This window comes from Vibrio sp. D173a, from assembly GCF_030248475.1.
This window is the reverse complement of the sequence record NZ_JAHGAH010001346.1, coordinates 1-745: the sequence shown is the minus strand read 5'-3', so window position 1 is coordinate 745 and position 745 is coordinate 1. Positions and strand designations below refer to the sequence as shown.

At 47.8% G+C, this 745-nt stretch carries 1 protein-coding gene; it reads left to right on the top strand.

Annotation, left to right across the window (positions count from 1 at the left end; genetic code table 11):
- Positions 1-745 (top strand): hypothetical protein (locus tag KIV40_RS33270; RefSeq protein ID WP_285353666.1); only part of this gene is annotated, 745 nt, incomplete at both ends.

The window sequence follows — 745 nt, the reverse complement described above, 5'->3', positions numbered from 1 at the left end:
TCTATGACTCACCTTGTGCTAACGCCCGTGTTTTCCGTTGCGCTAGCGTTCTTTTCTGTCAGCACGTGCTCTCAGCTGTTGGCGCTCAACCGCTCGATGTTTGAACACTCTGCGCAATCTCGGCTGTATCTCTACTGGGTTGCGATGGTGTCGACGGTGTTACTGGCAGCGATTGGTTCTGGGCATTTCGTTACGACGATAGCTTTCTCCTTGCTGCTAGTGCCTATGGTTGGGCTTGGCTTGGGGCAATTTGGTTTCGTACTTCCTGCTCTGTTTACCGTCGTGATTGTGCTGGTCAATATCCACAAAACCATCGTCTCCTATGAATCGGGCGGTATTACCGATCAGACGTTCTATGGGCTGATTGTGGTGTTGTTTACACTCAGCGTTATGATTTTCTTGATGATCACTCAAGCAATAAAAAACTTCTTAACCACCAAAGCTGCGATTGATGTTGAACGTCATGAGCCTTACACCGGGCTATATACCATTGCACAGCTCAAAGAAGACGTGACCCATTGTGATTATGAACCGGCACTTGTTCTGGTTGATTTGTCAGAAGTTACGCGACGCGTTAAGGCGTTAGGCTTAGCAGAGAAGAGTGAACTCCTTAAACAGCTGAGTCATTACCTTAAGCTGAACAATTCGCACTGTGGTCAAGGCTATATTGCTCCTTTCACCACTACGTTGATCTACATGTGGCCAAAGAGTGACGGCTTGGAGCCACAACTCAGAACACTGCATC